Consider the following 25,208-nt stretch of genomic DNA (forward strand, 5'->3'; position numbering starts at 1 on the left):
TCCGGCCCCGGCGTTCGGGGCAAACCCTCAGAGATCCCCTTCAGCCCTGGCGATAGCCTGCTCATCCAGAAATTCCCGGTAATAACCCGGCACGCTGTATCGGAGTTTCTGGCTGGCCATCAGCTCGTTCATCTCGCCGGTCTTCACCAGCCTGTCGATGATGGCTTCAAGGGCATAGCCCAGCTGGCGATGGGTGTGTTTGATCGCCATACCCACATCCCATACCTGTTTGCCGATACCCGGAAACCCGTTTCCAGCGGCTTCGAACATGGCGTTCTCGGATTTGGCCAGTTCGTGATCGATCTCCGAGCGCATACCCATGACGGCACTTACTTCACCCTTGCGCATGGCCTCGAACGCGTCCGCCACGTTGGTGTAATGGCGAACCTGTTCCCGCATGCGGCCGCCGAACGCGGAGGTCAGATAAAAATCAGGCAAGGTATCTATCTCGACGCCAATACGGTTGTATTGAAAAACCGCCACGGTTTCGACGGCATCGAGCTTTTCGGGGTTGTAGGCAATCTGCCAGGTTTCCTGCTGATAGGGGCCGAACAGAACGACCTGTTCGTTGATGTACTCACCGGTGGAATCCTGCATGTAGGCATAGGTCTTGTCGTAGGGCACCCGGAGCATCACATCCGCAAGCCGCTGTTTGGCCAGGTAGTGCCCTTTCCAGACGTTGTTACGCAAGTCGTCTCCGAGATTCTCGTCGGGGATGATCCAGTGCACCTTGAACTCAACGCTCATTTCCTCGGCAATCCGCCGCCCGAGTTCGATGTCGATACCCATTGGCTCACCATCAACCTCGTAGGAATAAGGCGGGAAATTCTCATAGACACCGACCTTCAGGTAGCCGGAATCCAGGATGATGTCGTAGGTGCGCTCCGCAGGCCGGTTGAGCAATTCGTTCCCGTCGTTAACCTCCTGGGCCAGGACCACCTGGGCGAACAGCAACAGGGCAAGTATTCCAAGTAGACTTTTCATTGTTTTCTCCCTCCTTTTCTCCCAACGACGAAGGGCCGGCACAGGGCCGGCCCGAATTCAGGCGCTCGTTTTGACAGTAGCCGCGCTCATCACTCTGGCTTGGGCAGGGATTCCACATAGGTGCGGATTGCCCACATGGCGTTCTGGTCCATGCTCTTTTTCCAGGACGGCATTCCGCGATCGGTACCGTTCATAACGCGTCCGATGTAGTACTCGTCATCCCACTCGGTCAGTTCGCGAAGATCCGGCGTGAGACCGCCGGACATCGCCCGAATGCCATGGCACGCGGCGCAGTTGCCAGCGTAGGCACTCTCGCCGATTTTCGCGGCCTGGGCGTTGAACTCGCCGAATTCATTGCCCTCGCGGAAGGGGTTCTCGATGCGCACCTCATCGCCCAGCTCCGGCAGGTTGCCCGTATCCACTTCCTGTGGTGTGACATTGCCGTGGGCAATAGCGAAGCCGGCCAGGCCAAACATGGCCGAAGCCACGATGGTTTTGAGTGAAAAGGACATTGCCATTGGTCTTACCTCTGTTATTGGATTCCCCGTGGTTGGCTATTGGATTTGTCAGTTGCCAACTTGCTGACCACCAGTCTAGGAATCCCCATGTCCAATCCGAATGCCACTTTGGGGGTTTTGGCTTAGTTCCTTGGTAGTAGATTTTTGGTCCCCGAGAGGAAATCTCATCCTTTGGTACTGCCTGATTCCTACTTTCTGAATATTTCCGGGCGTTTCCCCCTTCCATAAGCTGGAAGCACAACAACAAACCGGAGAATCCCATGTCTTTTCTGTCCCGGACGGCGGCCACTTCACTGGTAACGCTGGCGCTGACAAGCCCGATAAAGGCGGAATCCCTGGATGTGCAGATCGGCTACCTGCAGTGGGTGCCAGACCAGGGGCCGGTGCTTTCCAATGTGATTCCGGAACCTGAAGACGCCGGTTTGCGAGGGGCTGAACTGGCCATCAACGACAACAGCACAACCGGCAAGTTTCTGGGCCAGGCCTACTCACTCCGGAGTGAGGTTGCCGATTCGGAAGAAGCGGCCATCGCGGCCTTTGATGCCATGCGTGAGAGCGGCATTGAGCTCTTCGTGGTGAACGCTCCGGCCCAGACCTTGAAGACCATCACGGGCAAGAGCGGCGACAACACCCTGGTCTTCAACGCTGGCGCCAAGGACGATGCCCTGCGCACCGGCCAGTGTCACGTGAACCTGCTGCACACCATCCCCAGCTATTCGATGCTCACCGACGCCCTGGGCCAGTGGCTGAATAAGCGACGCTGGGATGAGGTTTTCCTGATTACCGGGCCGACTGAAGCAGACAAGGGCTGGGCCGATGCCTTCCGCCGTTCCGCCAAGCGCTTCGGGCTGGAGATCGTCGAAGACAAGCCCTGGACCTTTGACGCCGACCTGCGCCGTACCGCCTCCAAAGAACTACCGCTGTTCACCCAGGCCAGTGATTATGATGCGGTTGTAGTCGCTGATGTACGGGGCGATTTTGGCGAGTACGTGCCTTTCAACACCTGGCTGCCGCGCCCGGTGGTGGGCACCCAGGGCATGTCACCGGTCACCTGGCATCGGGTGGTGGAAAGCTGGGGTGCCGCGCAACTTCAAAACCGTTTCCGCGAATTGGCTGGGCGGGATATGAACGGTGAAGACTACGCGGCTTGGGCTGCCATTCGGTCAATGGGTACGGCAGTGACCGACCTGAATTCTGCGCACCCCACCGACATCCGAAATTTCCTGTTCAGTGACAAATTCCAGCTGGCCGCGTTCAAGGGCCGCAAACTCACCTTCCGCGACTGGAACGGCCAGCTGAGACAGCCGATTCCACTCGTGCATCCCCGGGGGCTGGTAGCACGAGCTCCTTTTGAAGGCTTCCTGCACCCGAATACCGAAATGGACACCCTCGGCTTCGACAGACCTGAAAGCGAGTGCCGGATTAACGGCTGAGCCCATGCCGGCCAACGTTCAAAACAAAAAGGAGTCACACCATGAAAACCCTGTTCAAACAGACCGCACTGGCCGCCATGATCGGCCTGTCGACACCGGCACTGGCCAGCGTGGCCTATGTGTCCAACGAGAAAGATAACACCCTGTCGGTGATTGATACCGAAACCCAGGAAGTGATTGAGACCATCAGTGTCGGCCAGCGGCCCCGGGGTATCCTGCTGTCCAAAGACTTTACCAAGCTGTACATCTGTGCCAGCGACGACGACACGGTTCAGGTGCTGGATCTGGCCACCCGCAAGATTGTGGACACCCTGCCTTCCGGTGAAGATCCGGAGCAGTTCGCGCTGCACCCGAATAACAAGCACCTCTACATCGCCAACGAGGACGACGCCATCGTGACGGTGGTGGATGTGGATACCAAGGATGTTCTGGCCCAGATCGATGTGGGCATTGAGCCGGAGGGGATGGCGGTGAGCCCGGACGGCAAGTGGGCGGTAAACACCTCCGAAACCACCAGCATGCTGCACTGGATCAACACCGAGACCTTCGAGATCGAGAAAAACATTGTGGTGGGTCAGCGCCCGCGCCACGTGGAGTTCAGCAAGGACAGCAAGATTGCCTGGGCCTCCGCCGAAATCGGCGGCACCGTGCACATCATCGATGTCGACAACCTGGAGCAGATTCACGAGATGTCCTTCAAGGTGCCTGGCGTTAATCAGGATCGGGTCCAGCCGGTGGGTATTGAACTGACGTCCAATGGCAAATACGCCTTCGTAGCGCTCGGCCCCTCCAATCATGTAGCGGTTGTTGATGCCCAGACCTATGAAGTCCTGGATTACCTGCTGGTGGGCGCCCGGGTGTGGCAGCTGGATCTGGACAAGGACGAGAAGCACCTCTACACCACCAATGGTGTGTCCGGCGATGTATCCGTGATCGATGTGGAAGACCTGAAGGTCATCAAATCCATCAAGGTAGGCCGCTACCCCTGGGGTGTGGTCATCGATCCGACGTCATGACCATCGAAGCGAGCAACCTCAGCTTTCGTTACGGCGACAAGCCGGTGCTCCGGGAGGTCAGCTTTACGCTGACCTCTGGCCGTTTTCACGCGCTGCTCGGGCCCAACGGCGCCGGCAAATCAACCCTGTTTGGTTTGCTCACCCGACTGCTGGCCCTGCAGCAGGGCGAACTCCTGCTGGCCGGGCAGTCCCTGAAAAAACAGCCGGCCGAGGCCATGCGTCAGATCGGCGTCGTATTCCAGCAGAACGCCCTGGACCTTGATCTGACCGTGCGCCAAAACCTGCAATACCACGCCGCGTTGCACGGTCTGTCCCGCAAGGAAGCCAGGGTTCGGGTTGATCGGGAACTGGAACGCTTTAGCCTTGAGGACCGGGCCAACGACGCTGTCCGCCAGCTCAACGGCGGCCATCGTCGGCGAGTGGAAATAGCACGGGCCCTGCTTCACAACCCTTCCCTGTTGTTGCTGGACGAGCCGACGGTGGGCCTGGATGTCGCCAGCCGCAAAGCGCTCAACGAGCACGTGCGAACCCTGTGCGACGAAGACGGACTGACCGTGCTCTGGGCCACGCACCTGATTGAAGAAGTCCGCGCCGACGACCGCGTGCTGATCCTGCATCAGGGCCAGTTGCTCGCCGACGGCAACGGCCAGGCCATCTGCGACGCCGAAGGCACCCGCGACCTGGCTGAAACCTTCCATGCCCTGATCGGAGCCGGCTGATATGAACGCAGCGCACTACTGGCACTGTTTTGTTGGCATCCAGACCCGTGAATGGCTGCGGTTCTGGCAGCAGCGCACTCGCTTTGCCAGCGCCCTGGTCCGGCCACTGCTTTGGCTGGTGGTGTTTGCCGCCGGGTTCCGGGCGGTTCTTGGCATTTCCATCATTCCGCCCTATGAAACCTACATCACCTACGAGACCTACATTGCCCCCGGGCTATGCGGCATGATCATCCTGTTCAACAGCATGCAGGGAGCCCTGTCCATGGTGTACGACCGGGAGCTAGGCAGCATGCGGGTGCTGCTCATGAGCCCCCTGCCCCGGCCGTTCCTGCTGGTCACCAAACTGCTGGCCATGGGCGTGGTGTCCATTGGCCAGGTGTATGTGTTCCTGCTGCTGGCACTGCTGGTGGATGTGGAGCCACCGCTATGGGGTTACCTCGCGGTGTTGCCAGCGCTGATTCTGACCAGTCTGATGCTTGGCGCTCTGGGCCTGCTGATCGCCACCTGGATCAAACAGCTGGAGAACTTCGCCGGGGTGATGAACTTTGTCATTTTCCCGATGTTCTTCATGTCCTCGGCGCTCTATCCGCTCTGGCGCATGAACGAGGCCAGCCCCTGGCTGTACTGGATCTGCCAGTTCAATCCGTTCACCCACGCGGTCGAGGCGATCCGCTTCTCGCTGTACCTGGAGTGGAATCCGATGGCTTACGGGATTACCGCCGGTGTGACGGCGGTGCTAGCGCTACTGGCCACGGCAGGCTTCCGGCCCCAACGCACCAGGATAATTGGGGCTTCCAAGCCGGCTTGATTTGGTGCCAGTGGTCAGCGCGGAGAAGGTTTCCAAAACACGCTCCTTACGGCACATCCCTGTGACGCTTGGGCTCCGCCATCCCTGGCTCCGCACAGTTTTGGAAACCTTCTCCCCGCTGACCACCCATACTCCGTGCAAACCGCCAACACAGGTAGGTCGGATTAGCAAAGCGTAATCCGACAGACTGCGGACACCCTCGATCAACCTAAGAGCCCGTCAAATCCAGATCACGAAGGCGCCCAAGAAGCCCATCGACCAGCCCAGGCTCTGCCAATACATCGTCCCACTGCAGTCGCGCAGGCTTGCCGTCGAGATACCACAGGCGGTTCGCCAATATCTCTGCATCACCGCCATCATGGGTAACGCAGATCATCGCCATATCAGGTTGCGAGTTCAGGATTCCGGCGATCAAGGCTTTCAGTTCGCCGGCCATGATGGGGTCCAGCGAGGCAAACGGCTCGTCCAGCAAGAGCAAGTCCGGTTTCACCGCCAGGCAACGGGCCAGGGCGGCTCTTCGGGCCATACCGAGTGACAGTTGGTCCGGGAGATAATGGCCGTATCCGGCCAGGCCAACCTGGCCCAGCAACGTCCCGGCCTCGTCATCGCTGGCACCAACCAGCCTGAGATTGGCGTGTAAAGTCCGCCATGGCAGCAGGCGATGCTCCTGAAACAGGTAGCCCACCCGGAGCTGCTCCCGGCCGATAACGGCGCTCTCTGGCACCGATTTATCGAGACCGGCAATGGCGTTCAGTAACGTGGTCTTGCCGATTCCCGAGGGTCCCAGCAGGCAGATGCGGTCGCCTCGCGCAATGGTTGCGAAGACCTCTCCGAGCACCGGCTGGCCGAAATCGCGGCCGGCGATTCTGAGTTCAAGCATGGGCGGCCTCCGGTTGTCGCCAGCGACTGGATCGGCGCTCAAGAGGCTGAAGTATGGCCAGTTCAATCAGCTGGACGATGGCAATAAACGCCAGGCTGTAGGCAAGAATGGCGGCCACGTCGAAAACCTGAAACGCCATATGCAACTGGAAGCCAACGCCGCTGGAACGGCCGAGCAGCTCCACCACCAGGACAATTTTCCAGATCAGGGCCAGGCCGCCCCGGGTAGCCGCCATGAGATAGGGAAACAGCTGGGGTACCCAGACTTCCCGCAACCGTTGCCACCGGGTGAACTCGTAAACAGTGGCCATCTCCTCGAGCCTATAGTCCAGGCTGCGGGCGCCCTCCCGGACGGTAACCGCCACGTTGGGCACTTTGTTGATCACGACCGCCATCACGGCCGCCACTTCCACCAGGCCGAACCAGACATACATGAGGATGATGGTGACCAGGGCCGGCAGGTTCAATAAAAGCACCAGCAAGGGATCGAACAGGGCATTGGTGGTTTGCGAACGGCCCATGGCGATGCCGATAGCGGTGCCAATGATCATGGCCAGAATAAAGGCAACCACCACACGCCCGAGCGTCGCGCCCAGATGATGCCAGAGTTCGCCAGTCGCCGATTCACGAATCAGGGTGTCCAGCACGTTCAGGGGCGTCGGCAGCAACGGCGACTGAATTAGCCAGGCGATCAGTCCCCAGAACAGGACAAATAACGGCAGAACTACCCAGTAGCTCCACAGCGGCGGCCGGCCGGCACGGCCTTTCACGGCTGCCTCTGGTAAAACAGATGGGCCGGCATAAGGTTGTCCGGGTCGGCGCCGGTGAGGGTCATCAAACGCTGCAAGTCAGCGATTCTCTGGTCCGTTTGCGGCGCAGGCGTCCCGGCGACAAAGCCCTCTCGTAATGCTGCGAAAACACTGTCGTCCGGATCTCCCATGAGAGGACGCAAGCGCTGCCAGTAGGATGTACTCTCCGCCAGCTCGGCTTTGGCCTGTTGCAGGGAAGCAGCAAAACGATCAGTCAGCGGGCCGTTGTCCTGGGCCCAGCTCTCGGGAAAAACATAGCCAAGCACCGGCAGGTTGCGATCCAGGTCCAGCTCCGTGAGCAGGTCAGCCATACCAAACGCCGACCGCCAGCCGCCCTCACCTCTCAGGCGGGCCGCAAAATGCCAGTAGGTAACGATGACATCCACCTGCCCGCGTTTTAGCGCCTGGCTCAACAGAGGCGGAGCTGCGAACTGAAGTTGGGCGGATTCCTCCAGATTGATTCCCTGGCGCTGAGCCACCTTCTTGAGCAGTATCCAGCCCTTGCTATCCGGCCCGCCCGCAATACCAATGCGCTTGCCGGCCAGATCCGCCACCGAGCGAATCGTTGAGCTGTCAGCGACGACGATATCGCCAATCTGTGAGGAGAAAGGAACGTACAGGTAGGGCGTGCCGGCCTGGAATCGCGATTGGGCCCACAGCAGGTCGGCCACAGCACCGTGCACCGAGCCGCTGGTGACCGCCAGTCTGGAGGCCGGCAGGTTGGCCACCGGTTTCAATTCCAGCCGAAAGCCATGCTCCCGGTCCAGCTCCCGATGCAGGAGATGGTCGAGCTCCCAGTGGGCGGTGCCAAACTGCAACACGCTGACAGACAGCACGGGCAGGTCAGACGCTTCTTCCCGGGCATGGACACTGCCTGCGAGACTCAGGAAAAGACCCAGCACGGCGGCCATTCCCTTTTTGATCCAGGGATCGGCAAGCGAGGATCGGGAGACGGTCGTTATTGTTGGTTGTAGGCTCATTGCTCCACGATACGAAGCCCACAGCCTTGCAAGAATAGTACTTTGGTGCCTGTTTTTTGGTGCGATGGTCGCATTCAACCCGAGACCAAGATGGCGTGTAATGAAACCATCACAATAATAAACAGAGGATCGGAACCGATTCCGGCGATTCTCTGCACAGGAGGCCGCCATGCTGAACGAGCTCGAAGCCGCACTCTCTACCGAGAACTACCCTTCCGAAAACTGCCATCATGATTCTGAAAAAACGCTATCATGATTCGGAAGCCATTCCCGACACTGAAAACAAACAGGTAGACCCATCCATGGAGCCGGCTTACAAGATTCTGATTGCCGACGACCACCCACTGTTCCGCGAAGCCATCAGCAGCGTTATCGCCTCTGGCTTTGAGGGCAGCGAGATCATCGAAACCGACGATCTGGACAGCGCTCTCGACATTACCCGTGAGAATGACGACCTGGACCTGATCCTGCTGGACCTGAACATGCCCGGCATGCATGGTCTTAACGGCCTGATCACCCTGCGCAACGAAGCCCCGACGATTCCGGTGGTTATTGTCTCTGCCGAGGAAGACAAGCAGGTGGTGCTGCAGGCCATTACCTACGGCGCCTGCGGCTTCATTACCAAGTCCTCGCCCAGGGCCCAGATGACCGAGGCCATCCAGCAGATCCTGAACGGCAATGTCTATCTGCCTTCGGACATCATCCGAACCGGCAAGGAGAGCAATACTCGTCGTAGTCGCAATGAAGACAACCCGATTTCACCGGAGCTGCTCAACTCACTGACACGTCGGCAGCTGCTGGTGCTCGAGCGCATGTCCAAGGGCGAATCCAACAAGCAGATCGCCTATAACCTGAACATCGCCGAGACCACGGTGAAGGCCCATGTATCAGCGATACTTCGCAAGCTCGGGGTTCACAACCGCGTGCAGGCGATTCTCTCTGCCAGCGATGTGGATTTCAGTCAGTATCTGAAGCGGTAATAAGGTCAGGGTTTGACAGGCTAAAAGCAAAAAGGGTCAGGTGACATGTTCATCTGACCCTTTTCGTATGAGACCGCAGTCAGCTTCTCAGTAGATGACTCAGCGCACTGCGCAGCTTCAGAGGCTTCACCGGCTTGTTCATCAGCAGGTGCCCAAGTTCGCGGATATGCTGCTTTAGCTCATTGGTGTAGTTGGCGGTAATCATCACCACCGGCGCCGGGCAGTTCCGGCGGCCATTGATCTCCGCCACCACATCCACGCCGTTTTCATCGTTGTCCAGATGATAGTCCGCCAGGATCAGGTCCACTTCACTGGTAGCCGGATCCAGCTGACGCTCGAGATCCTCAAGGGACACCGCCGTCACCACCTGGCAGTCCCAACCTTCGAGCAGGGTTTGCATGCCCTGGCAGATCGACAGGTCATTATCGATCACCCAGATTCGGGCACCGCCAAGACCACTATCGAAAGACACGGCTCGATTCTGGTCGGCCGTCGGTTGCCTTGGCTTCAGGCGGCCAATAGGAACCCGAACACTGAATACCGAGCCTTTCCCCTCGATGGAGGAAACCGTGACTTCATGCCCAAGCATGCGGGATATCTTGTCCACGATCGCCAGACCAAGACCCAATCCTTTATCGGGTTGTGAGCCGGCCGGACGGATGCGTTTGAATTCCTGGAAGATCTCGGTGAGCTTGTCTTCGGGAATACCGGGGCCGGTATCCCACACCTGCAACAGGACATGGTCCTTTTGTCGACGGCAGCCAAGCAGAATCCGGCCGTTGCCGGTATAACGGATGGCGTTGGTCAGGAAATTCCGGAGGATCCGAGCCAGTAGCTGGGAATCCGACTCCACAATCGCGGAGCTGGCAATAAAGTCCAGTTGCAGCCCCTCGGCCATGGCCATCTGGCGGAATTCCCGTGCGATATTATTGAGCAGGTCCCGAAGGTCAAAGGCGGTGACATCCGGTTTGATCACGCCGGCATCGAGCTTGGAAATATCAACCAGGGTGCCCAGCAGGTTTTCAACGTCATCCAGAGAGGTGCTCACCGATCGAACCAGGCCTTCAGCCTTGGGCCCGAACGACTGTTCCAGCAATGCACTGGTGAATAACCGTGCGGCATTCAGGGGTTGCAGCAAGTCGTGGCTGACGGCCGCCAGGAACTTCGTTTTCGAGAGGTTGGCCCGCTCGGCCTCGAGCTTGGCATCCCGAAGCCGTGCCTCTACCGCCGCCCGCTCGGTGATTTCCTGGCGCAGCTGGTTGTTCAGGCCGGTCAGGGCCGCGGTGCGTTCCTTCACCCGGCGCTCCAGATTGTCATAGGCCTGCTCCAGAGCCAGGGCGGTCTTTCGACGGTCGGTAATGTCCCGGATCAGCACGAAGAAACCGATGATGTCGCCCTGCTCATCGAAATTCGGCACGTAGGAACGCAGCATGTGGCGTACCTCACCCTGTTCACCGGTCTCCTCGAATTCGAACGTCACGTTGTGGCCGTCCATGACATCGAGAATCTGGGGAAGCAGGCGCTGGTAGAACTCTGGCGAATGCACCTCGTTAAGACGTTTGCCGAGGGGCGACTCGCCTTTGCGCCCGTACCATGACTCATAGACCTTGTTGCAGAACTGGATGGTCATGTCGGCGCCGATATAGGCAATCAGCGCGGGAACATGGTCGGTCACCACCCGGATCCAGCGCTCGCTCTCTTCGAGCGCCTTGATCCGGCGGGCCATTTCGCTGTTCTTCACATCGGTGATGTCGGAATAGAGCACCACCAACCCACCTTCCCGGGTCGGTCTCTCGGTAACCTGAACCCAGCGGCCGTTGGCCAGCAGAAACACCACGCCTTCCGAATCCGGATGGCTGTGTTCCTCCAGGACCAGACCGCAGGCCACCGCCTGCCGCTTTACGTCTGAAATCCGGGTGCCCTGGCCCGGCGCATCAACGCCGGCGTGTCGCCAGTAGCTCCGGAACCGACTGTTGCTCTGGATCAGGCAATGCTTGTTATCAAACAGCACGAAGCCATCGGCAATACTCTCTATAGCATCACTCAGTCTCTGGCGGGTTGTCTCGGCTTCCTCCCTGGCCCGGTTCAGGGCCTTGTTGCTGCCCTTGAGCTGCTCCATGGCCTGGTTCAGCGCCTCGGTCCGCTCCCGAACCTGCTCGGCAAGCACCACCGAGTGCTCGAAGGCGGCGTAGGGCTCCGGCTTATGGGCAGAGCCGGACTCCACCCGGACAATCAGGGCATCGCGAATCCGCCGCAGGCGCTCGTTCTCCGCCTCAAGTTCGGCAATCCGGAGATCCCGCCTGTCTTCAACGGGTGCTTCAATCTTGTCCGGAACGGACATCAGGCTGGCCAATGACCACCCCCGTAAACGTCTGGTTGATGTGCATACCGTCGAACTGCTCGCCGTACGTGTTAAAGCCAATCACATTGTGGTGGCGGAGGAACTGCGAGACCGCTTCCACCTCCCCGGTCAGTTCAGCCTCCAGCCTGCGCAGAAAACAATCGCAGCCGATGGTCACCAGAGGTGGCCCCACAACCCGTTCTGCGGCTTCTATCTGGGTACGAACGCTGTCCAGCAGGGATTCCGGCTCCATGGCCGTCATCACGATTCCGGTTTCCACGGCGCAATAGAAAGTCAGACTCTTGTCCGGGTTTACCCGCTGCACCGAGCGGACAAAATAGTGGCCGCCGATTTTCACCCCCATGGGCCGTAGCGCAAACACCTTGCGATCCAGTGCTTCGACATCCACGCCAACGGCTCGGGCATAGGCATCGGCCGCCGGCTCGGCGTTGAGCTCGTATACCGTGCGACTTTCCGCGCAGGCGTCGGTCACCACCAGCTTTTCACTGCGTTCGACCATGTGGTGCGTGGAAAACACCCGGAAATCCAGCGGTGTATTTACCAGCAACACCGTGGCGGCTCCGGTATGGAACTGGCCGTCGTAGAACACATGGGTGTTGGCCAGGCGCTCATCGTCGCCGGCAGAACCGCCAAACTGGGGAATGGTGCCAAGGGCCGAGTTGAGCGTTGCCAGCACCAGCTCTTCACGACTCGAAAGGCCGTCCAGCAGCGTGATGGCAAAGGTGTTGCCTTTGACCGGCGCGAGTCTGGCATCCCGACAGGTCGAAAGCAGGCCGTCGATTACCCCCTGGGCATCCTGCAGGGTGAATCGGTCCAGCTCCCGGATCAGTGCGCAATCGATGGCGAAATAGCGGCTGTCAAACCCGATGGCGGTGATGCATCCACGTCCGTAGCCGTCCGGAGTGATCTCCCCGGCCGAAGTGCAGCCGCAGACACGCGCACCTTGAAAACTGTGCTCAAGGGCACTACCAAGTCGACCCAGGTCGTATTCCGCAGAACAGAAGAAGAGTACACAGCCAAGATGCTCGTGGCTGAGCTGGCTGGCGAGATTGGTGGCGGCCAACATGGGATCGCGAACGCTGGAGCTCGCTACCCGGACCGCAGGCAGGGTCGTCGCTGGCTTCATAAACGCGGTTCCCGAAAACGGATGACTTTTCACCGATTCTACGGCATCCGCAAACGCAGCCAATGCGACTTCAGTGCTTTTAATCGGCGCGCCAAAATGATCGTAAGCCATTGATTAAACTGCCTCCTGAATCAATGCCTGGTGGCGCTGCCGGTTTGCCTCAAGGCAAACCGGCACTTTAGTCTTAGACAAACCAGCGCAGCGAGAGGCCTCCTGCCACCCGCAACGCCAGGTAGGGCTTAGAACATCACGATGGCGCCAAGGGCGATGGTGTCCGCCTCAGTGGTGGTTGCACCGGTGGTGCGGTTGTTGTCTTCGTACATGTTGTACTCGGCAACCAGCTTGAAGTTGCTGTTTACATCGTGGAAGAACCCGAGCGTTGTGCTCTCGGTTTCCAGATTCAGGATTTCAGCGTCCGTCTCGCCGTAGGAAAGCACAACGCGATTGGCACCGAAGGCATAGGAGCCCTGAACCAGGAAGCCGTCGGCATCGTCTTCGGTCACCGCACCGTTGCCGATCAGAACCGGGTTGTCACCCTTGGAAGTAAAACCGGAAGCAGCCAGGGTCAGTCCCGCGACCGACGCCTTGATACCGTAGCCGAGGCCTGTGCTGTCGACGGTCGTGCTGCCATTTTCAGCAGACTGATAGCGCCCGTTCACCCAGCCGGTCAGGGCCACATCGTTCAGGTTGGCGTTGTAGGTTACCTCGGACTCGAAGCGGGGTGCGGCATTTTCGTCATTGGCACCGGTCACCGTATCGGCGGGATCCAGAACACCGGCCGCGACCTTGAGGCCGCCCATATCCGGCGAGCGATAGGTAATCTGGGCGGAAGGTGTCGGGTACGGATAGCCTGCGCGGATATTGCCGAAGGAAACGCCACCGGCGACGCCCGGGGAACCGAATCCCATCAGGATTTCGTCGAGGAAAATGTTGGAGCGGGCATACAGGCCGAAGTCCTTACCAATCAGCACCTGACCAAAATCGCCGTCCACCGTGGCGTAGAATTGGCGCACGTCAATGGCGGTGTCCGTCGCTTTACCAGCTTCCAGACTGTCATTGATAGTGGTCCAGAACGAGGAACGCCCGCCCAGGGTCAGATCACCCATCTCCTTGCTGAAATTGAAGCCGATGGTGTTGGGCAGGAAGCCCATCTTGATTCGGGAATCGCGAACGTCGTTCTGCTTGTCGTCACGGTTTACGTAGAACGCGTTGAAGTAGCCATCCACGGAAAAGCTGGTGCCGTCCTGGTTATACAGCTCAACAGCGGCGCTGGCTCCTGTGCTGGCACCCATGGCTGCTGCCATGGCAATGGCTAACCCTGACTTTCTGACGTTATTGTTTTTCATAGTTCCCCCGGTTGTTTTTGGAAATCTGGGATCGGAGATCCGGGTTATCCGGACTCTCCAGGCGCGGTCTGTCGCCTGAATTCCATGGTCGGTGATGCGGGGGAGGGGGAAAATGCTTCCAGGGAGCAGGTTTTCTGCTCATTTGGGAGGCACTTGAATTGAAACTTTGGGAGTACGACCCGGCGGACTATTGGCCGGGGAACTGCGCCAGTTCCTGCAGGCAGTCGTTGAGAAAGTCTTCGGGATCGGCCATTACGGCCTCATCGGCAACGACGCCAAACTGCACCTGGCTGGCGTAGCTGACAATGCTGATGCCCAGGCCAATATCCCCGGCCTGGGGCACCCAGAACATCTGCTCGGTGATCCGGCATCCGGCAATGTAGCGAGGCTCCGGTGTGCCGGGCACATTGGACACCACGGCACTGGCCTTGCGATAGAACACATCGGCCAGAGGCTCCCGCCAGGGCTCCGGAACCACCGTGGCACTGGCCGCCAACCCCCAGGCAATGCCGGGCTGCCAGCTTTTCTTCAGGCGGCGGGTTTCATGCTTGATGCGGTACAAGCGCTCGAGCGGGCTTTCGCCATCCACCGGCAAAGGTACAAACACGGTGCCGAAATAGTTGCCCAGGCCGCCGGGGGCCGGCTTCAACTCGTCGGGCAAACGGCTGCGGATATCGACGGGCACGGCGGCATGCAGCACCGCTTCATCCAGGTCCGCACCGTCAATTCCAAGTCGGGTGCGCACCGCAGCCGCGACACAGCTCAGCAACACATCGTTGATGGTCACGTTGGTAGCTCGGGCAATGTTTCTGAAGCGGTCGAGGAGCACCGGCTCGGACCAGCGACAATGTCGCCTCCCCAGCAGCGGCTGCCTGAGATCCGTCGCCGTGTCTTCCGGCTCCACCAGGAACTCCGAAAATTCATTGACCAGCTTCAGGCTCTTCTGGGCGACCCGCTCCAGCAAGCGACCCGCGTCCTGCCATTGATTACCGGCGGACCGGTCTGCATTGCCAGCACCGTGGGATTCTTCAGAAGGCTCTTCGGATGCCATCAGTTGCCCGAACCAGGCCTTTGCCGCAGCCGTCCAGCGTGACAGCTCCGCGATTTCGGGGGCGCCGTAAATGGCGGGATGCTGCTGGGGAGAGGATGGGCACAGTCGGTCAAAGATGCCCAGCAGAGACAGGCCATCGGCGTAACAGTGGTGAATGCGCAGCAGCAGCACCGCCCCACCGTCGGCATTGGGCGCAAGCCAGAATTTCCAGCGCGGGCGATACATGGGCAGAGGCTGGTTCAGACGCGCGGACACCCATTCCTGAAGGCTGTCGGGCGTGAAACGATCCACAACCACATCAAGGTGGTGGCTAACATCAAACGTCGGATCCTGCTCCCACCACCAGGCAGGTGAGCGTTTGACGGGCATGTACCGGAAACGCTCCCAGGCCATCCAGTACACCCGAAGAAACTCCCTGAAACGGGGCGCAGTGAGCCCATCAACCCGGAGCATCACGGTGATGGTCATGGGGTTTTCCGGGCGCTCCAGGGCCAGCCAGGCCGAATCAGCAGGTAGCAGGAGATGCGATTGCTCGTGACTCAAACCCGAACGTCCCTGGAGAAGTAATGAAGAAAGGGGCCCTGGATCCAATGCCAAGCACGAGGCGCCCTAAGTAAAAACCGAACTCCGCATTGTGCCAGACAAGCCGCGCCGTCTCCATATGCTGCACCAGCGCACGCTGTTACAAAAAATTACACGTGAGTAACTGTTCAGTCCTATACTGGTTATAAGCCTTGGTGCAATGGTTATTAAACGCTGCCGATCCGTGATCGATTGGCCCTGGGACATCAAAAAATCCGTACTCAGAGCCAGTAACATAACGAGATGATCGGGGTACAAAAGGCTTACCAGCACAACCAAATTCCAACAACAGGCCATTGCCGTGCTGGGTGGGAGAACAGTTATGAAAGCGAGCCATGTTCGCAAGCTGATCAAACCGATTGAAAGCGCCTACTCGGAAATGTTTTCCGGGCATGTGTATCGCGTCGGCAAGGGCGCTGTTTCCGTTCGCAACCACAGCGGCAAAGCGGAGCAGACCGTAATTGGCGTGCACGGCTTTCTGGAAAATCACTGCTACTTCACCCAGGCCTATGAAGCGCCGACCACTGAACTGATCCTGCTCACCTGCAGCAACTACCACATCCCGGTAAACGGCGTTACGCCGGAAACGCCGGAATGGGAAGTGCCGATCAAGCAGCTGGAAGGCACGATCGAGTACGACGCCTGCATTCTTAACCAGGCGCTCTCCAGCCTCCCGACTACTCAGAACATCCGGGTTCATGGACATTCCCGTGGCGGAGCGGTCATTCTCGAGGCCATCAAGCAATGGCCCGAGCTCTATGATGACGTGGAAGTGGTTCTGGAGGCACCGGTACTCCCCAACGGCAAGCTCTCAGCTCTGGTAACCACCATTCTGGAACCGGTCAGTCACGGCATGTGGCCCTGGCTGATCCGTCTGATCAACAGCGCTCCGTCGTCGGCCTATGGCCAGACCTTTTTCGGCAAGATGAATCCGCGCAAGAAGCAGCTGTTGAGCAAGCTGTTCTCAGCCACCAAGGATCACCTGACCATTGTTCGTAACATCGAGAACATCATGGACTGGATGGCGCGGACGGACAGCAGTGTCTACGGCCATGTGCGCCACGGCACCTTCCTGATCCCTGCCGTGGATCGCATTCTCGATCGCTCATCCATGCTGGCCAGCGCCCGCCAGAGCCCGACCACCATGCGCATCGTGGAAACCGAGGCACCGAGCCACTTCATTACGCTGGACAGCAAGGAATGGGTTCCGGGGTTCGAAACGCTCCCGACAGCCGCGCAGGGCTGACGCCCGGCTTGCACCCTGCTGCAAGACCACTGCAGCTCCGCTAAACTACGCTCTTTTCCTCAGGTTTAGTGGAGCCATCGCCCATGTACCGTGAGCGCCTCGTCGCTACCGAAGCCCGCTCTGAAAGCGCTCGCCGGCTGCAGCAACTGCTTCTGGACTACCATGATTTCCGGCGCCTGAAAGCCGAGCATCCGCTAATGGAACACGCCGTCTCCGTCGCCGACTGGCAGGCGGAGCGGCTGAAGTCGACCCATGAGGATCTTTATCGCCATCCCGGATATCACCACGGCCTCGAATTTCTGCTGACCGACCTCTACGCCCCGGCCGGCATGACCCGCCGGGACGACAATATTGATCGGGTGTTTCCCAAAATGGTGAAGTGGTTGCCAGATAATCTGCTGGACACCTTCGCCGGCCTCGTGGAACTGAACCTGATCACCCAACAGCTGGACCTGGAGCTCGCCGAACTGTTCCATCAGCAAGGTGTGTCTGCGCGGGCAATCACCACGGACGCCTATTGTGCAGCCTACCGGGAGAGCCGACGGCTGGCGCAGAGAGAGAAACAGATTACCCTGGTGGCAGACGTTGGCCAGCAACTTGATCGCTATGTCCGCAACCGCACCCTTGGATGGCTGCTATCGATGACCCGGGGCCCGGCAGAGATGGCCGATCTGACGGATCTGCACAGCTTCCTGCACCGGGGCTATTCCGCCTTCCGGAAGATGGACGATGTGGAGCTACTGATCGACCGGCTGGTTTCCCGGGAGCAGCGGGTAATGCGCAACATTCTCGACCATCACCCGGACCCGTTCAGCCTGCCGGAAAACCTCTGAGCCGGGGATAGTTGGCTGGCTCAGGCCTTGATGATCTGGTCCAGCTGGGAGTGGATTTCCTGCTCGATCCGCGATTTGAAGGGCCGCAGCATCATGCCCAGCTCCAGGTGAATGTGCAGGTCTGTCGGCGTGATGTTCAGGTGCCCCTTGACGCCACTGCGCTTGAACTTCAGGTGGTCGCCTTCCCACTCATAATGCACGTCAAACTGACTGGACAGGTCTTTGGCAAGGGATTCTGCGGCCTGCCTTGCGTGTTCTTGATCCAGGGTGTGCGGGCGATGTACATCAATTACAGACATGAAGCGGTTTTCTCTCGGATTTGGATAGATTTACAGTTTAGGGCGCTATTTAACTCACCGCCACCCTTGTAGCAACCCCGTCAGCGGTTAGAATACGGGGTTCAGATTCTGACAGGACATGCCCCATGAGCGAGCAGCAAACGCCAGCCAACCAGGCCGCAAACAGCAACGGCCAGGACGACGTAACCCATTTCGGGTTTCGCAATGTGCCCAAGAGCCAGAAAGCGAGCCAGGTGGCCGAGGTGTTCCACAGTGTGGCGGGCAAGTACGACCTCATGAATGACCTGATGTCCATGGGAATTCACCGGCTCTGGAAACGTTTCACCATTGAGCTTTCGGGCGTGCGTCCCGGCCACCAGGTGCTGGACATTGCCGGCGGCACTGGCGATCTCACCATGAAGTTTTCAGACCTTGTGGGTCCGTCCGGCAAGGTGGTGCTGGCCGACATCAATGCCTCCATGCTGCAGGTGGGCCGCAGCCGGCTGACCGATCGCGGCTATGCGGGCAACATTGAATACGTACAGGCGGATGCCGAGCATCTGCCGTTTCCGGACAACAACTTCAATGCGGTATCCATCGCCTTCGGTCTGCGCAATGTCACCGATAAAGACCAGGCCCTGCGCGACATGACCCGGGTTCTCAAGCCCGGCGGCAAGCTGATGATCCTGGAATTCTCCAAGCCGACCAATCCATTGCTGAGCAAGGCCTACGACACCTACTCCTTTTCCGCCCTGCCCCTGATGGGCCAGCTCATCGCCGGCGACAGTGAAAGCTACAAGTACCTGGCCGAATCCATCCGCATGCATCCCGACCAGGACACCCTCAAGGGCATGATGGAGAACGCCGGCCTGGTGAACTGCAAGTACTACAACATGACCGGCGGTATCGTCGCCCTGCACGTGGGAATCAAGCCCTGATGTTTCCCGGCCCCACCCTGCTTTCCGCTGTCTCCGCTATCCTGGAAAGTGCCCTGAACCGGGCACTGGAACTGGATCAGGCGGGGCATAGTGCCTTGATGGAAGCGTTGGCGGGGCCGGTTCAGTTCAATATCACCGACCCGATTGCCCTGACCTACACCCTGGACCGGGCCGGAAACCGCGTCCGCGTCGGCAGTCAGCCGGTCGAACAGCCAGCGCTCGAGATCACCGGCAAACCCATCGCCTTTGCAGCGCTGGCCACCGGCGATGACCGGGTCTTTGCCGACGGCCGTCTTGACGTGACCGGCGACACAGCGCTGGCCCATCAGCTGCAACGAGCCCTGAACCAGCTTGAACCGGATTGGGAAGCCGCCATGGCCCGGCACATCGGCGATGTGCCCGCACACTTCCTCGGCCAACGGGTTCGCGGCGCTATCCGATGGAGTCGACAGGCCTTTCAGTCCCTGAATGCCAACATCGAGGAGTATGTGCACGAGGAAAGTCGCGCCCTGCCCGGTCGGCGGGAGCTGGAAGCTACGTTCGAGGATATCGACGAACTGAACCTGCGCACGGAAAGACTGGAAGCGCGGCTTAATCTGATTGAAAACCGCGGCAAGACTGACGAATCGGAGAACCTGTGACCCGCCTGCAACGCCTGTTCCGAATTGCCTGGGTATTCTGCCGTTACCGGCTGGACACGTTCCTGCCTATCGCAGAGCTGCCCGCGCCCCTGAAGGTGTTTTTCCTGCTGGCGCCCTGGCACCTGTTCCCGCAACCGAAGCTCGATCGTGGCGACCGCCTTCGGCTGGCGCTGGAGGAACTGGGCCCCGTGTTCGTAAAGTTCGGCCAGATCCTCTCTACCCGAAGGGATCTTCTGCCGGACGACATGGCGGAATCCCTGAAGAATCTCCAGGACCGGGTACCGCCGTTCCCGAGCAATGAAGCCCGGAGCATTATCGAAACCTCCCTCGGTGCCCCGGTTTCGGACCTGTTTGCCGAATTCAGTCCGGACCCGCTTGCCTCGGCATCGGTTGCCCAGGTGCATGCAGCCACCCTGCGCAACGGCCAGAAGGTAGTCGTGAAAGTTCTGCGACCGGGCATAGAGAAGGTAATCCGTCAGGATCTGGCCCTGATGTACCTGATGGCTGGCCTGCTGGAAAAATACTGGTCCGAAGGCAATCGCCTGCACCCGGTGGAAGTGGTAGCCGACTACGATTCCACCATTCACGATGAGCTGGATCTCCAGCGCGAGGCCGCCAACGCCAGCCAGCTGCGCCGGAATTTCGAAAACTCCTCGCTGATCTACATTCCCTTTATCGACTGGGACTACACCCGCAAATCCGTGCTGGTGATGGAGCGCATTCACGGCATCCCCATTGCCGATACCGCAGCCCTGAAGGCCGCTGGCGTCAACATGAAGGTGCTGGCTGAAAAAGGCGTGGAAATTTTCTTTACCCAGGTGTTCCGGGACAGCTTCTTCCATGCCGACATGCATCCGGGCAACATCTTTGTGGATACGTCCAATCCCTCGGATCCCCGATATATCGCCATCGATTTCGGCATCGTCGGCACCCTGGCACCGGACGACCAGAGCTACCTTGCCCGCAACCTGCTCGCCTTTTTCCGCCGGGATTATCGGCAGGTTGCGCAGCTGCATATTCAGTCCGGCTGGGTACCGCCCGACACGCCAGTGAACCAGTTTGAGGCGGCCATACGTACTGTTTGCGAACCCATCTTCGAGAAGCCGTTGAAGGATATCTCGTTCGGCCACTTCCTGTTGCGCCTGTTCCAGACCGCACGGCGGTTCAATATGGAAGTGCAGCCTCAGCTCGTTTTGCTGCAGAAAACCCTCCTGAACGTGGAAGGTCTGGGCCGACAGCTGTATCCCGATCTGGATTTGTGGAGCACCGCGCAACCCTACCTCGAGACCTGGATGCGCAAACGCATTGGCCCTTCGGGGCTGATCAAGTCGCTGCAGTCGCACCTTCCCTCCTGGCTGGAACAGTCGCCGGAAATGCCCCAGCTGGTGCACGATGCGCTCTTGCAACTGCGGCAGGCGGGGCCCACCGAGCCCCAGAACCGGGCAACACTGGCGTTGCTCCGGGAGCAGCAGGTCCGTACCGAGCGGCGTTGGCGGCGGGCGACATTGGCGGTACTGCTCATTGCAGGCGGCTTTCTGGGCACTCAGCCCGAGAGCCGGCAGTGGATTGAAAGCGTGCCTGCCTGGAGCTGGGCCCTGTTTGCCGTCGCTGGCGGGCTCATGCTCCGGGGCAGCCGATAACCGATAAAGATTTCAGGATTCACAAAAATGCAAAATAGCTCGGATAACGTCGAGACCCCTGACTGGCTGGATGCCATTCGCTGGACAGAGGAGGGTCTGGTTCCGGCCATCGCCCAGGACGCCGACACCGGCGATATCCTGATGATGGCCTGGATGAACCGCGAGTCGCTCAGGCTGACCGCCGAAGAAGGCCACGCCGTATACTGGTCGCGCTCCCGGGGCAAGCTCTGGCGCAAAGGGGAAACCTCGGGGCACCAACAGGTCATCCGGGACATTCGACTGGACTGCGACGAGGACGTCATCCTGCTGAAAGTAGAACAAAAAGGCGGCATCGCCTGCCATACTGGCAGACGCAGCTGCTTCTACCGGACTTTGAAAGACGGTCAGTGGGTCAGCGTTGACCCGGTGATCAAGGACCCCGGCACTATTTACGGCAGCAACTGAGGAGCACGGACTGTGAGCGATGTATTGGAAAACCTGGCGAGGGTTCTGGAGGCCAGGAAAGAGGCAGACCCGGAAACCTCCTATGTAGCCAGCCTCCACGCCAAGGGCCTGAACAAGATCCTGGAAAAAGTGGGGGAAGAGTGCACGGAAACCCTGCTGGCAGCCAAGGACGCAGAGCATTCCGGGGAAACCCGGGACGTGGTTTATGAAACCGCCGACCTCTGGTTCCACAGCATGGTCATGCTGTCGAGACTGGGCCTTGGCCCGAAGGACATCCTGGACGAACTGGCCAGCCGGTTCGATCTGTCAGGCCTGGAAGAAAAAGCGTCGAGGAACAAGTGAGCGGTAATACCTCTAAAGGGGTTTCCGCGTAACGGTTCTGGTAACGTACAATGTCATTGAACAGAAACATTAAAATGAGGACCCCGTAATGGGTATCAGCATCTGGCAATTACTTATCGTACTCGGCATTGTCATTCTGTTGTTCGGAACCAAGAAGCTTCGCAACATCGGCAGCGACCTCGGTGGTGCCATTCGCGGCTTCAAGAAGTCCATGAGCGATGAGGACTCCAAGGCCGAGAACCAGGAATCCCTGGAAGGCAAGGAAGGGGAGCAGCCACAGCAACAAGCGGCGGCCGAAGACAAGCCCCGGGACAAGTCCCACAGCTGAGACCAGGCTGAATGTTCGATATCGGCTTTCTTGAGCTGCTGATCTGCGGCGTCATAGCGCTATTGGTACTCGGCCCCGAGCGCCTGCCTGCGGCCGCCCGTGCGGCTGGCCGCTGGGTGGGTGGTGCACGGCGCATGGTTGGCCAGTTCACCTCGGAACTGGACCGGGAGCTAAAAGCCGGCGAACTCCGCGACGAGCTTCGCAAGGCAGGAGATGTTGGCCTCGACGACGTTCAGAAAACCGTGCGTGGCGCCCTGGACGAAGCCAGGAAATACGAGCACATGATCCTGCCCGAGAACGAGACCCAGAAGCCAAGGCCTGCACCTGCGACACGGCGGGTATCCGGCCAGCCAAAGGCCTCTGAGGCTCCAGCGCAGGATCAGCCCGATGCTGGTAGCTCCTCGCAGACGCCAGATTCCGGCTCTGACGGAAACGAACAACCCAAACGCGAAACCCCGCAAAGTCCGCCGGATAATCGTTCATGAATGCAAAACCCGACGGCAACCAGCTGCCTCCGGAGCAGCAGGAAATGCCACTGATCGAGCACCTGCTCGAACTGCGTAATCGCCTTCTGAAAATGGTTCTTGCGGTGCTGGTCTGCTTCGCTGCCATTTATCCGTTTGCCAACGAACTTTACCTGTGGCTGTCGGAGCCCATCCGTTCCCTGTTGCCCGTTGGCCAGACCATGATCGCAACGGATGTTACGTCGCCCTTCTTCGCACCGCTGAAGCTGGCCCTGGTTCTGGCTGTGTTCGCTGCCATTCCGATCATTCTCTACCAGCTCTGGAGCTTTATTGCGCCGGGCCTCTACGCCCACGAAAAACGCCTGGCCTTTCCGCTGCTGTTTACCTCGGTCATCCTGTTTTACGCGGGCGCGGCGTTTGCCTATTACGTGGTTTTCCCGCTGGTGTTCGGCTTCTTTACTGCGATAGGCCCCGAAGGCATCGTCGAACTTCCGGACATCACCAGCTACCTCAATTTTGTACTCAAGATGTTCTTCGCCTTCGGTGTGGCCTTCGAAATTCCGATCGCCACGGTGCTGTTGATTCTCACCGGCGCCACCACGCCCGCCGATCTTGCAGCCAAGCGCCCCTACGTGGTGGTGGGCTGTTTCATCATCGGCATGCTGCTGACGCCGCCGGATATTATTTCCCAGACCCTTCTCGCGGTTCCCATGTGGATCCTGTTCGAGGTCGGTATCCTGTTCGGGCGGCTGGCAAAACGGGAAGTCGCAGACCCGGAAAGCGATGAGCCCGCCGGCGAATGAATCTGGCGTTACTGTTTGACGAGGATTTCGTGGCAACTGACCGTGCCGTTCTGCGCGGTCGACGCCTGGCGCACCTGCAGTCCGTGATCAAAGTGGTTGCTGGCGACACCGTGCCCGTCGGCCGCGCGGATGGCCAGTTGGGAACCGGCGAAGTGATCCGGCTTACCGATACCGAGGCGGAGCTGCGGGTGACGCTGGATCAGGCTCCGCCGCCGCCTCTACCGCTCACCCTGATACTCGCCATGCCCAGGCCCAAGATGTTCCGCCGTATCCTGCAAACCTGCGCTGCCCTCGGTGTGAAGGATCTCTGGCTGATCAACAGCTACAAGGTCGAGAAAAGCTTCTGGCAGACGCCATGGCTCTCAGACGAACAGCTTCGGGAGAACCTCACGCTGGGGCTGGAACAGGCAAAAGATACCCTGATGCCACAGGTGCATATCCGCAAGCTGTTCAAACCCTTCGTGGAAGATGAGTTGCCGGCGCTATTGGCGGATAAACGAGCCCTGGTAGCGCATCCCGGCACAAGCACCCCCTGCCCTGTGCACCTCAACCAGCCGACCGTGCTCTGCATTGGCCCGGAGGGTGGCTTCACGGCTTACGAAGTGGGCAAACTGGAAGAAGCCGGCTGCCAGAGCGTGCATCTCGGCCCCCGTATTCTGCGGGTCGAAACCGCGGTACCGGTACTGGTGAGTCGGCTGTTCGACGCCTGCCTCTAGAGCCCCGGCCTTCTCAGGCGTTCCTCGCCTGCCACCATCGCGTCAGTGGCGTGATAATGGCCACCAGTAGCGCACCTGCCAGCACACCGAACAGGCCATTGGCCACCGTTGGCACGAGCACACCAGCCACACCACTGAACCCCTCGGCAAAGTGATGAATAGCGTCGTATACCGGCGTCAGTCCGTGGGTAAGAATGCCACCGCCCACCAGAAACATTGCCAGAGTGCCCAGAATGGAGAGTGTCTTCATCAGATAGGGGGCCAGCCAGAGAATGCCTGAACCCAACTGCTGGAGCACCGGGTTCTCTTGCTGGCTGAGGTAGAGACCGCCGTCGTCCAGTTTCACGATCCCCGCCACCAGACCGTAAACACAGACCGTGATGAGGATGGCGACCACCGCCAGCACCATGAACTGCATGCCGATGGTCTGGGTCGTTACCGTTCCAAGGGTAATGGCAATGATCTCGGCAGACAGAATGAAGTCGGTGCGGATGGCGCCCTTGATCTTGTCTTTCTCGATCGCCCGCAAGTCGACGTCCGGGCTCTTCAGGGCTTCACGCAGCTCGCCTTTGCGCTTCTGGTCCTGCTCCCGGTGCAAAAACTTTTGCACCAGCTTCTCGAAGCCCTCAAAACACAGGAACGCACCGCCGAGCATCAGCAGAGGCGTTACCAGCCAGGGCATGAAAAAACTGATCGCAAGGGCCGCCGGCACCAGGATGGCCTTGTTGATCATGGAGCCGCGGGCAACCGCGAGGACCACTGGCAGTTCCCGGGCAGGCTTTACACCGGTCACCTGCTGGGCGTTGAGCGCCAGATCATCCCCCAGAACACCTGCGGTTTTCTTGGTGGCGGCTTTTGTCATCAGGGCAACATCGTCCAGAACGGTGGCGATGTCATCGATCAGAACCAGAAGGCTGCTTCCTGCCATTGGACAATTCCTTT

Annotated in this window: 27 protein-coding genes; 16 read left to right on the forward strand and 11 right to left on the reverse strand. The window is 59.3% G+C overall.

The window, feature by feature from the left end; all coding sequences use genetic code 11:
• Positions 1-27: 27 nt before the first annotated feature.
• On the reverse strand, positions 28-984 hold the full coding sequence (locus AC5JQH_RS07075; RefSeq protein WP_286801090.1) for a substrate-binding periplasmic protein: 957 nt from the start codon (positions 982-984) through the stop codon (positions 28-30).
• A gap of 89 nt (positions 985-1,073) precedes the next feature.
• Positions 1,074-1,502 carry a cytochrome c-550 PedF gene (pedF, locus tag AC5JQH_RS07080; protein ID WP_230705617.1) on the reverse strand — a complete coding sequence of 143 codons (429 nt, stop codon included), beginning with the start codon at positions 1,500-1,502 and terminating at the stop codon, positions 1,074-1,076.
• A gap of 260 nt (positions 1,503-1,762) precedes the next feature.
• Between pedF and AC5JQH_RS07085 the strand changes: the two genes are divergently transcribed.
• Genes AC5JQH_RS07085 through AC5JQH_RS07100 form a run of 4 tightly spaced genes read left to right on the forward strand, consistent with a single transcriptional unit; the run spans position 1,763 to position 5,478 of the window.
• A complete protein-coding gene (locus AC5JQH_RS07085) occupies positions 1,763-2,935 on the forward strand; it encodes an ABC transporter substrate-binding protein (RefSeq protein ID WP_286801091.1) in 1,173 nt (390 codons plus the stop codon).
• Between the two features lie 41 nt (positions 2,936-2,976).
• Complete coding sequence (locus tag AC5JQH_RS07090; protein ID WP_273083503.1) at positions 2,977-3,951, forward strand: YVTN family beta-propeller repeat protein; 975 nt, start codon at positions 2,977-2,979, stop codon at positions 3,949-3,951.
• On the forward strand, positions 3,948-4,670 hold the full coding sequence (locus tag AC5JQH_RS07095; protein ID WP_273093934.1) for an ABC transporter ATP-binding protein: 723 nt from the start codon (positions 3,948-3,950) through the stop codon (positions 4,668-4,670). Before AC5JQH_RS07090 ends, AC5JQH_RS07095 begins: the two co-directional genes overlap by 4 nt.
• Position 4,671: 1 nt before the next feature.
• The gene (locus tag AC5JQH_RS07100; RefSeq protein WP_286801093.1) at positions 4,672-5,478 is read left to right on the forward strand and encodes an ABC transporter permease; all 807 of its coding nucleotides are present in this window, start codon (positions 4,672-4,674) and stop codon (positions 5,476-5,478) included.
• Between the two features lie 208 nt (positions 5,479-5,686).
• On the opposite strand, the gene AC5JQH_RS07105 is transcribed toward AC5JQH_RS07100, so the two are convergent.
• The 3 genes from AC5JQH_RS07105 to AC5JQH_RS07115 are packed head-to-tail and all read right to left on the reverse strand — an operon-like array spanning position 5,687 to position 8,077.
• Positions 5,687-6,358, reverse strand: coding sequence for an ATP-binding cassette domain-containing protein (locus tag AC5JQH_RS07105; RefSeq protein WP_273070180.1), 672 nt, complete (start codon positions 6,356-6,358; stop codon positions 5,687-5,689).
• The gene (locus AC5JQH_RS07110) at positions 6,351-7,127 is read right to left on the reverse strand and encodes an ABC transporter permease (RefSeq protein WP_273093929.1); all 777 of its coding nucleotides are present in this window, start codon (positions 7,125-7,127) and stop codon (positions 6,351-6,353) included. The genes AC5JQH_RS07105 and AC5JQH_RS07110 overlap by 8 nt, the downstream gene beginning before the upstream one ends.
• On the reverse strand, positions 7,124-8,077 hold the full coding sequence (locus tag AC5JQH_RS07115; protein WP_273093927.1) for an ABC transporter substrate-binding protein: 954 nt from the start codon (positions 8,075-8,077) through the stop codon (positions 7,124-7,126). The genes AC5JQH_RS07110 and AC5JQH_RS07115 overlap by 4 nt, the downstream gene beginning before the upstream one ends.
• A 371-nt stretch (positions 8,078-8,448) precedes the next feature.
• Between AC5JQH_RS07115 and AC5JQH_RS07120 the strand changes: the two genes are divergently transcribed.
• On the forward strand, positions 8,449-9,126 hold the full coding sequence (locus tag AC5JQH_RS07120; protein WP_062786421.1) for a response regulator: 678 nt from the start codon (positions 8,449-8,451) through the stop codon (positions 9,124-9,126).
• A gap of 79 nt (positions 9,127-9,205) precedes the next feature.
• Here AC5JQH_RS07120 and AC5JQH_RS07125 read toward each other — a convergent pair whose 3' ends face one another.
• From AC5JQH_RS07125 to AC5JQH_RS07140, 4 genes are all read right to left on the reverse strand, one after another.
• Complete coding sequence (locus AC5JQH_RS07125) at positions 9,206-11,467, reverse strand: hybrid sensor histidine kinase/response regulator (RefSeq protein ID WP_493791396.1); 2,262 nt, start codon at positions 11,465-11,467, stop codon at positions 9,206-9,208.
• Positions 11,445-12,614, reverse strand: coding sequence for a nitric oxide-sensing protein NosP (gene nosP, locus AC5JQH_RS07130; protein WP_493791395.1), 1,170 nt, complete (start codon positions 12,612-12,614; stop codon positions 11,445-11,447). The genes AC5JQH_RS07125 and nosP overlap by 23 nt, the downstream gene beginning before the upstream one ends.
• 239 nt (positions 12,615-12,853) lie before the next feature.
• A complete protein-coding gene (locus AC5JQH_RS07135; protein WP_273157242.1) occupies positions 12,854-13,960 on the reverse strand; it encodes a porin in 1,107 nt (368 codons plus the stop codon).
• 187 nt (positions 13,961-14,147) lie between these two features.
• Positions 14,148-15,554 carry a WS/DGAT domain-containing protein gene (locus AC5JQH_RS07140; RefSeq protein WP_493791364.1) on the reverse strand — a complete coding sequence of 469 codons (1,407 nt, stop codon included), beginning with the start codon at positions 15,552-15,554 and terminating at the stop codon, positions 14,148-14,150.
• A 361-nt stretch (positions 15,555-15,915) separates the two neighbouring features.
• Between AC5JQH_RS07140 and AC5JQH_RS07145 the strand changes: the two genes are divergently transcribed.
• Both AC5JQH_RS07145 and AC5JQH_RS07150 read left to right on the forward strand, forming a co-directional pair.
• On the forward strand, positions 15,916-16,839 hold the full coding sequence (locus AC5JQH_RS07145; protein WP_014578398.1) for an alpha/beta hydrolase: 924 nt from the start codon (positions 15,916-15,918) through the stop codon (positions 16,837-16,839).
• Positions 16,840-16,922: 83 nt separating this feature from the next.
• Positions 16,923-17,672: a DUF8198 family protein gene (locus AC5JQH_RS07150; RefSeq protein ID WP_053113119.1), complete on the forward strand. Its 750-nt coding sequence runs from the start codon at positions 16,923-16,925 to the stop codon at positions 17,670-17,672.
• A gap of 20 nt (positions 17,673-17,692) precedes the next feature.
• On the opposite strand, the gene AC5JQH_RS07155 is transcribed toward AC5JQH_RS07150, so the two are convergent.
• The gene (locus AC5JQH_RS07155) at positions 17,693-17,971 is read right to left on the reverse strand and encodes a polyhydroxyalkanoic acid system family protein (protein WP_014578400.1); all 279 of its coding nucleotides are present in this window, start codon (positions 17,969-17,971) and stop codon (positions 17,693-17,695) included.
• A gap of 125 nt (positions 17,972-18,096) precedes the next feature.
• Here AC5JQH_RS07155 and ubiE point away from each other — a divergent pair, with 125 nt between their 5' ends.
• The 9 genes from ubiE (at position 18,097) to AC5JQH_RS07200 (ending at position 24,266) form a co-directional block, all read left to right on the forward strand.
• Positions 18,097-18,888, forward strand: a complete 792-nt coding sequence (gene ubiE / locus AC5JQH_RS07160; protein WP_014578401.1) for a bifunctional demethylmenaquinone methyltransferase/2-methoxy-6-polyprenyl-1,4-benzoquinol methylase UbiE — start codon at positions 18,097-18,099, stop codon at positions 18,886-18,888.
• On the forward strand, positions 18,888-19,529 hold the full coding sequence (locus AC5JQH_RS07165) for a ubiquinone biosynthesis accessory factor UbiJ (RefSeq protein WP_104270851.1): 642 nt from the start codon (positions 18,888-18,890) through the stop codon (positions 19,527-19,529). Before ubiE ends, AC5JQH_RS07165 begins: the two co-directional genes overlap by 1 nt.
• Positions 19,526-21,169: a ubiquinone biosynthesis regulatory protein kinase UbiB gene (ubiB, locus tag AC5JQH_RS07170; RefSeq protein ID WP_493805428.1), complete on the forward strand. Its 1,644-nt coding sequence runs from the start codon at positions 19,526-19,528 to the stop codon at positions 21,167-21,169. The genes AC5JQH_RS07165 and ubiB overlap by 4 nt, the downstream gene beginning before the upstream one ends.
• A 27-nt stretch (positions 21,170-21,196) precedes the next feature.
• Positions 21,197-21,613 (forward strand): phosphoribosyl-AMP cyclohydrolase, encoded by a 417-nt coding sequence (gene hisI, locus AC5JQH_RS07175; RefSeq protein WP_064229909.1) that lies wholly within the window; start codon positions 21,197-21,199, stop codon positions 21,611-21,613.
• Positions 21,614-21,625: 12 nt separating this feature from the next.
• Positions 21,626-21,955, forward strand: coding sequence for a phosphoribosyl-ATP diphosphatase (locus AC5JQH_RS07180; RefSeq protein WP_014578404.1), 330 nt, complete (start codon positions 21,626-21,628; stop codon positions 21,953-21,955).
• Positions 21,956-22,043: 88 nt separating this feature from the next.
• Entirely contained in the window at positions 22,044-22,283 is a 240-nt protein-coding gene (tatA, locus tag AC5JQH_RS07185) for a Sec-independent protein translocase subunit TatA (RefSeq protein ID WP_014578405.1), read from the forward strand.
• Positions 22,284-22,294: 11 nt separating this feature from the next.
• Complete coding sequence (gene tatB / locus AC5JQH_RS07190; protein WP_014578406.1) at positions 22,295-22,768, forward strand: Sec-independent protein translocase protein TatB; 474 nt, start codon at positions 22,295-22,297, stop codon at positions 22,766-22,768.
• Positions 22,765-23,550: a twin-arginine translocase subunit TatC gene (gene tatC / locus AC5JQH_RS07195; protein ID WP_014578407.1), complete on the forward strand. Its 786-nt coding sequence runs from the start codon at positions 22,765-22,767 to the stop codon at positions 23,548-23,550. Before tatB ends, tatC begins: the two co-directional genes overlap by 4 nt.
• Entirely contained in the window at positions 23,547-24,266 is a 720-nt protein-coding gene (locus AC5JQH_RS07200; RefSeq protein ID WP_053113123.1) for a 16S rRNA (uracil(1498)-N(3))-methyltransferase, read from the forward strand. Before tatC ends, AC5JQH_RS07200 begins: the two co-directional genes overlap by 4 nt.
• A 13-nt stretch (positions 24,267-24,279) precedes the next feature.
• On the opposite strand, the gene AC5JQH_RS07205 is transcribed toward AC5JQH_RS07200, so the two are convergent.
• Positions 24,280-25,194 (reverse strand): DUF808 domain-containing protein, encoded by a 915-nt coding sequence (locus tag AC5JQH_RS07205; RefSeq protein WP_493791362.1) that lies wholly within the window; start codon positions 25,192-25,194, stop codon positions 24,280-24,282.
• Positions 25,195-25,208 lie beyond the last annotated feature (14 nt).

It is taken from the genome of Marinobacter sp. H13 (assembly GCF_059072335.1).

Bases quoted from the DNA above. Each gene is read 5' to 3' on its own strand.
- AC5JQH_RS07155 (WP_014578400.1), bottom strand. From the start codon at position 17,971: ATGTCTGTAATTGATGTACATCGCCCGCACACCCTGGATCAAGAACAC.
- tatA (WP_014578405.1), top strand. From the start codon at position 22,044: ATGGGTATCAGCATCTGGCAATTACTTATCGTACTCGGCATTGTCATT.
- AC5JQH_RS07095 (WP_273093934.1), top strand. From the start codon at position 3,948: ATGACCATCGAAGCGAGCAACCTCAGCTTTCGTTACGGCGACAAGCCG.
- AC5JQH_RS07125 (WP_493791396.1), bottom strand. From the start codon at position 11,467: ATGTCCGTTCCGGACAAGATTGAAGCACCCGTTGAAGACAGGCGGGAT.
- nosP (WP_493791395.1), bottom strand. From the start codon at position 12,614: ATGAAGCCAGCGACGACCCTGCCTGCGGTCCGGGTAGCGAGCTCCAGC.
- AC5JQH_RS07165 (WP_104270851.1), top strand. From the start codon at position 18,888: ATGTTTCCCGGCCCCACCCTGCTTTCCGCTGTCTCCGCTATCCTGGAA.
- tatB (WP_014578406.1), top strand. From the start codon at position 22,295: ATGTTCGATATCGGCTTTCTTGAGCTGCTGATCTGCGGCGTCATAGCG.
- tatC (WP_014578407.1), top strand. From the start codon at position 22,765: ATGAATGCAAAACCCGACGGCAACCAGCTGCCTCCGGAGCAGCAGGAA.
- AC5JQH_RS07150 (WP_053113119.1), top strand. From the start codon at position 16,923: ATGTACCGTGAGCGCCTCGTCGCTACCGAAGCCCGCTCTGAAAGCGCT.
- pedF (WP_230705617.1), bottom strand. From the start codon at position 1,502: ATGGCAATGTCCTTTTCACTCAAAACCATCGTGGCTTCGGCCATGTTT.
- AC5JQH_RS07205 (WP_493791362.1), bottom strand. From the start codon at position 25,194: ATGGCAGGAAGCAGCCTTCTGGTTCTGATCGATGACATCGCCACCGTT.
- AC5JQH_RS07100 (WP_286801093.1), top strand. From the start codon at position 4,672: ATGAACGCAGCGCACTACTGGCACTGTTTTGTTGGCATCCAGACCCGT.
- AC5JQH_RS07085 (WP_286801091.1), top strand. From the start codon at position 1,763: ATGTCTTTTCTGTCCCGGACGGCGGCCACTTCACTGGTAACGCTGGCG.
- AC5JQH_RS07120 (WP_062786421.1), top strand. From the start codon at position 8,449: ATGGAGCCGGCTTACAAGATTCTGATTGCCGACGACCACCCACTGTTC.
- AC5JQH_RS07145 (WP_014578398.1), top strand. From the start codon at position 15,916: ATGAAAGCGAGCCATGTTCGCAAGCTGATCAAACCGATTGAAAGCGCC.
- AC5JQH_RS07105 (WP_273070180.1), bottom strand. From the start codon at position 6,358: ATGCTTGAACTCAGAATCGCCGGCCGCGATTTCGGCCAGCCGGTGCTC.
- AC5JQH_RS07135 (WP_273157242.1), bottom strand. From the start codon at position 13,960: ATGAAAAACAATAACGTCAGAAAGTCAGGGTTAGCCATTGCCATGGCA.
- ubiE (WP_014578401.1), top strand. From the start codon at position 18,097: ATGAGCGAGCAGCAAACGCCAGCCAACCAGGCCGCAAACAGCAACGGC.
- hisI (WP_064229909.1), top strand. From the start codon at position 21,197: ATGCAAAATAGCTCGGATAACGTCGAGACCCCTGACTGGCTGGATGCC.
- AC5JQH_RS07090 (WP_273083503.1), top strand. From the start codon at position 2,977: ATGAAAACCCTGTTCAAACAGACCGCACTGGCCGCCATGATCGGCCTG.
- AC5JQH_RS07075 (WP_286801090.1), bottom strand. From the start codon at position 984: ATGAAAAGTCTACTTGGAATACTTGCCCTGTTGCTGTTCGCCCAGGTG.
- AC5JQH_RS07200 (WP_053113123.1), top strand. From the start codon at position 23,547: ATGAATCTGGCGTTACTGTTTGACGAGGATTTCGTGGCAACTGACCGT.
- AC5JQH_RS07115 (WP_273093927.1), bottom strand. From the start codon at position 8,077: ATGGCCGCCGTGCTGGGTCTTTTCCTGAGTCTCGCAGGCAGTGTCCAT.